Raw genomic sequence first — 5,394 nt, 5'->3', positions numbered from 1 at the left:
ATCCTCCGGTCGCTTCTAGCGTCGCCGAAGCAGCAACCACAGCAAGGATGATCAGCATAACACCGATTGGGGGTTTACCCGGCGCAATACCAAATACAAACGATAGAATAGATACGCCTAATCCACCGAGAAGACCAAAAGCGATGCCTCCGTACCGGATACCGATAAAAATAACGGCGAGCAACAACATCATGTGAACAAAGAACATATTTTTTCCTTAAATATAAAGTAATTTGTCTTTTAAATAAGATAACTGGGATACCAGGTTAGGCTTTTTGAACTGGTAGCAATCTTGATTAATAAATTATGAAGCCAACAACCATGCAGTCGTGTAACGCGCAATTTTACCTGCTACACCAGTACGAAATTTCAGGTATAGAGGAGCGCACATGCCACTACCAAGAATGGCTGGAATGTGTTTCAATGCTGCTTTATTAAGCACATCGATGAATATGACCTACCACTTTAGTAGGATTGTTATGTTTTTTTGTAGTCTACCAACACTTGCCGAACGGAAGATTGAGTACCTTGCTAATGTAACTATTTTAGGCTTTTGTAACTTTTGTAAGCGAGGGTTTAGTGAGGAGGTACAATAGAGGGTCTGACAAAAAACTGTCGATTCATTATTTAGGGTCAAAGCACACATTAATTCCAGAAGATATGCAGTTATACTGTCCCCGTCACTAACATTGCTATTCTAAGAACTATCATGAAACTTAAGAGTTATCTGATCTTAACCATCGTTGCAGCTACCTCTTTTCTTGTTATCATCGTAACCACCGCCATCTATTTTTTACTGCAAAATTCGTATCAGGAAGGCATTCAGGCGCGAGGGCTAGAGCTTGCTCGCGTGGTTGCACATGATCCCATGGTCATTAAGGCGGTTGATGCCAAAAATAAGCAGCAGCAATACGATTTACAAGATTATGTGGAAGATATTAGAGCGCGTACCGATGCTTCCTATATCGTGGTCGTTGATAAAGAAACCATTCGTTTGAGCCACCCCACACCAGATAAAGTCGGTAAGTATTTTATCGGTGACGACATTAAACCCGCAATAGAACAAGGTGATGAATTCAGCAGTGTGGCATCTGGATCACTCGGCAAAGCTATCCGTAATTTTTCGCCTGTTCTTTTAGATGGCGAAGTCATTGGTGCAGTCTGTATCGGGTATTTATATGAAAAAACAACCGATATTTTTTTTAAACAATATGGTCATATTGGCATGCTTATCGGCGTGGTCTATTTGCTTGGTATTGGCATTACAGGCGCGTTCATGTTCAAGATGAAACGTACCTTCCTGGACTATGAGCCAGAGTTTATCGTGAACAAATTCCGCGAACATGAGATGGTACTCGATAGTATTCGTGACGCTATTGTTGCGGTTGATAACAACATGAAAATTACCACCATCAATAACAGCGCAATAAAAATGCTTTCTATGGGGGTACTGGATCGCTATGACTATGTGAATCACTCTTTATCACGTTATTCCAAGTCGTTAAGTCATTTGGTTCTCGCAAGTCAAGGAACATTCCATCAAGAGGAATTCAATATTGGCAAATTAAGCTACAAAGCCAATGTTTATCCGATCAACACCCCGAGAGGCTCGCAGGGGCATGTCGTCGTATTCTTCACGAACCTTGATCCAACTGAGCTTGAACGCGAAGTCACGTCCTTGAACAGTTATGCCGAATTGCTCCGCAGTAAAACCCATGAGTATTCCAATAAGCTCAATGTACTCTCAGGCATGCTACAAATCGGTAAGTACGACGAAGCCGTTGACTTTATTCAACAGGAAACCGACCGTTACCAATCTATAATTCACAACATTGTAATGTCGGTAACAGATAGTGCCATTGCCGGTTTGTTGCTCGCTAAATTTAATAAAGCGTCAGATTCGGGAGTGAAATTCACGATCGATATGGATACAAATTTGTCGAGTTACGAGAAGAATATCTCGGAAAAACTCGTCACAATGGTAGGTAACCTGATCGATAATGCCTTACTCGCATCATGGCAAAACAGAGAGAATGAGGAACCTGAAGTACATGTGTATCTAAGCGATCGTAGTAATCACATCATTTTAGAAGTTCAAGACAGCGGTGCCGGTGTTCCCGAAGATATTACCGATCACATTTTAGAGTTCGGTGTAAGCTCTAAGCTCGACGATGAACAGAGCGGTATTGGCTTATACTTGGTCAAGCAACTGGTCGATTACTTTCATGGAAGTATTGATTGGGAACGCACAGAGCAACACACAACACTATTCAGTATTTACTTAGATAAAAATGAAGTCGCTAATTATGACTAAAACCACTGTAATGATTATTGAAGATGATAGTCGAGCCAGCTACACCCTCGAATCAACCATCAATCAACACCCAAACTTCACGGTGGTTGCAGCTAGCGAAAGCTGTGCTGATGCGCTTTTGCAATACGGGGCATTCAAACCAACATTAATATTTGTCGATATCACGCTGCCAGATGGCAATGGTATTGATGTTATTCGCCAACTGCGCGAGCAAAACGCAGATTGTGATTTCATTATGACCACTGCCGAACGAGAAACCGCAACGGTTGAAAAAGCCGTTCAGCTAGGTGTGAGTGATTATTTGGTCAAGCCGATCCGCATGTCTCGGGTTAACCAAGCCCTTGACGACTATAAGCAGTACAAACAAAAACTAGCGCGCGCTGCAATCGTTGATCAAGGTGATATCGACCAGATATTCCGTAAAGCGCCTGTAAAGCAATTACGCCAGACACCGAAAGGGATTGATGCAACAACGCTTGCTTCATTGCAGGCGATTTTGCATGCTGATAAACCACACGACTTTTCTGCAGATGATATTGGCAAGCGCATGAATGTCAGCCGCATTACGGCAAGGCGCTATCTGGAGTTTTTAGAGTCGGAAGGCATGATCCGCTTAGTTCTGAACTACAAAACTGGCGGTCGCCCTCGCCGTTTGTATCAAATGGTCGAGTAACTGGGTATACCAATAAGCCCGGCTTGAACCGGGCTTACAACACATCTAGAAATTGTATTTCTGTTTAGCACTACACATCTGATTCAACAGGTTTAGGGCACTCCTTGGCATGACACAAATTGGCATCAATATCTTGATTACCAAGCAGACGTAGCCACAGTGCCGGCAGATGCTTAGGCCTTACATTAGGGCTTTCCAGCTGAACAGGAAGGGCCGAAGACCACGCCCCGTCACTATCCAATTTGGCAAAGACAAACTTGAACGGCAGGTACTCGACCATTCCCAAACGCAGATCCGTTGCCGTCAGGCTGTCACCTACCTGCTCATATTTTACAAACTGGCTGGTAAAGTCTTCCAGCATAACCAGGTGCTGCGGTTTCTCATCCAGTTTCCAGTGGCCGCGATCCTTGGCTATAAAATCGATGGTTTTATCTTGGTCCAGCAAAGATGTTAGCCCTTCCCAGTAGGTATCGCCATCTAACACCACAACACGCCATAGTACGGTATTAACAGGCGTCGGTGCGATAAATACAGGCTTATCCGCCATCGGCGTATTGGCTAGCTGGTCTTGTACTCGACCCTCGACAATATTAAGCGCGATAACCGACCAGCACAGATACAAACTGGATATCGACAAGCCAATCCCACACAACCTCGCCATTTTTCTTCGCCACAGCAAACTGGCTGCCACCATCACAAGTAACGGAACGGTATAAAGCGGATCGATAATAAAGATGCTGGACACTGCGACACTGACCGGCAGGGGCCACAGCAGTTGAGTACCGTACGAGGTAAAGGCATCCAGCAACGGATGAGTAATAAGACACGCCGCAATCAATAGCCACAGCTGTGTAAAGCCAAACTGCGTAGATCGCCACTTCTGCCAGCACCACGTCAGTAACAACGAGAACGGCAGCAGAACAAAAATTGAGTGGCTGAAACCCCGGTGCTTCACCATATCCGACACGGGATCACCATAGTTCATCAGCACGTCCAAGTCAGGCAGGGTACCAAGCGCAGCACCAGCCAATAATACTTTGGGCGAACATTTCTTTCCTGCCACCAAACCCGCAACAGCGGCACCTAATGCGGCTTGAGTCACTGAATCCAACTTTATCTCCTTTTCAGCCAGGTTATTTATATGGGTATATCTCGTTTATTACCTGGCAGTTATTCTCAGCTGATTCGGCACACCTTATCAAAAATAGGCAGCAAAGGACAAAGTGCGTATAACAAGTAAAGTAAACAAAAGTAAAACTATGGGTTTGGTCGCAGTTCAGCACCATTGAATTCGCTACTTTAAATCAGGCAACATCAATTCACTCTGACAAAGGGAAGATGTATATGCCAACAAAAGTTTCTGAATACATGACACGCAAAGTCATCACAATCCAGCCTGAGGCAGGCCTTCGCGAAGCCTTTTTTTTGATGCGCGACGAAGCGATCCGCCATTTACCGGTAACGAATGAAGCAGGCGAGCTGATAGGTATTGTCAGTGACCGCGAGCTACGCCGTCCGGGCTGGGTTGATGAATCACCGGATATCGGTCACGAATACGACCTGACCGACGATCTGCATATCGGTGATGTCATGATCAGAGATATAGTGCACGTTCGTACCTATGACACACTAACCAAAGCGGTCGGTACCCTGCTCGACTACCATGTGGGCGCTGCGCCGGTACTGGATAAAACAGGCGATTTGGTCGGCATGCTGTCAGCCGTAGACCTACTCAAAGCCTTCCAGAATACCCTGGAGACGCAAAAGTCGAACAAGAAAAACAGAAGTTTGGCCTGACACCAAAAAGAAGTTGCCAAAAGATATAAAGATCACACGAAAAAGGCTTGCCATGATGGCAAGCCTTTCAGTTTTCACGAGATCCAATATACAGACCGATTAGTTAAACAGCCCTTCCAGTAGCTTATCAGCCACTTTTTTCACCTCGTCATCTTTGGCCTTGTCGCCAAGTAACTTTTCAAGCCCGCGCTCAACTTCCTTGTGGGCCTTTTTCTCCAGCTCATTGTTCTGCTTCAGCAGACCTGCCAGATCCATCGAAAACTTAGGCTCAGTCCAGTTACCTTTGACATCAATCGGCACCGTCAGGTCTGCCACTTCGTCCACCTGCTTGCCACCCTGACCTTTGCTGGTCGCAACAACCGAAGTGTTCACCTTGAAGTCGATTGCTTCGCTGACAAGGTTAGTATGACCTTTACCCGCTATACGCAGCAGCGGAGAATCCAGATCCAAGTTCGTTGTCGAAGCCTTGCCCGAGCCCAGCTTAATGGTTGCTACCATTGCCGAAAAGTCGGTCTTTTTCTCTTCTTTTACGTATTCGGCTTTCTTACCCTTCAGCGTCGCCTTGGCTTCTCGGATCATCTCAGGCACATTCACCCCGTAAACCGCCCCG

At 45.4% G+C, this 5,394-nt stretch carries 6 protein-coding genes; 3 read left to right on the top strand and 3 right to left on the bottom strand.

What is annotated here, in order from left to right:
• On the bottom strand, nt 1-208 hold a 208-nt coding region (locus tag MHN01_RS15310), incomplete at its 3' end, for an anaerobic C4-dicarboxylate transporter family protein (RefSeq protein WP_304622860.1).
• A 501-nt stretch (nt 209-709) separates the two neighbouring features.
• Between MHN01_RS15310 and MHN01_RS15305 the strand changes: the two genes are divergently transcribed.
• Both MHN01_RS15305 and MHN01_RS15300 read left to right on the top strand, forming a co-directional pair.
• Nucleotides 710-2,314, top strand: a complete 1,605-nt coding sequence (locus MHN01_RS15305; protein WP_239412137.1) for a sensor histidine kinase — start codon at nt 710-712, stop codon at nt 2,312-2,314.
• Nucleotides 2,307-2,987: a response regulator gene (locus MHN01_RS15300; protein ID WP_239412136.1), complete on the top strand. Its 681-nt coding sequence runs from the start codon at nt 2,307-2,309 to the stop codon at nt 2,985-2,987. Before MHN01_RS15305 ends, MHN01_RS15300 begins: the two co-directional genes overlap by 8 nt.
• Before the next feature lie 70 nt (nt 2,988-3,057).
• Here the strand turns inward: MHN01_RS15300 and MHN01_RS15295 are convergent, their stop codons facing one another.
• Entirely contained in the window at nt 3,058-4,098 is a 1,041-nt protein-coding gene (locus MHN01_RS15295; protein ID WP_239412135.1) for a metal-dependent hydrolase, read from the bottom strand.
• Between the two features lie 233 nt (nt 4,099-4,331).
• Here MHN01_RS15295 and MHN01_RS15290 point away from each other — a divergent pair, with 233 nt between their 5' ends.
• The gene (locus MHN01_RS15290) at nt 4,332-4,784 is read left to right on the top strand and encodes an HPP family protein (protein ID WP_160648539.1); all 453 of its coding nucleotides are present in this window, start codon (nt 4,332-4,334) and stop codon (nt 4,782-4,784) included.
• A 99-nt stretch (nt 4,785-4,883) separates the two neighbouring features.
• On the opposite strand, the gene MHN01_RS15285 is transcribed toward MHN01_RS15290, so the two are convergent.
• The coding region (locus MHN01_RS15285) for an AsmA-like C-terminal region-containing protein (protein WP_304622859.1) at nt 4,884-5,394 on the bottom strand (511 nt) is incomplete at its 5' end.

The organism is Photobacterium sp. OFAV2-7, assembly GCF_022347985.1.
Lineage (GTDB): Bacteria > Pseudomonadota > Gammaproteobacteria > Enterobacterales > Vibrionaceae > Photobacterium.
The sequence above is the reverse complement of the archived record's forward strand: the minus strand, read 5'-3'. Positions and strand labels throughout refer to the sequence as shown.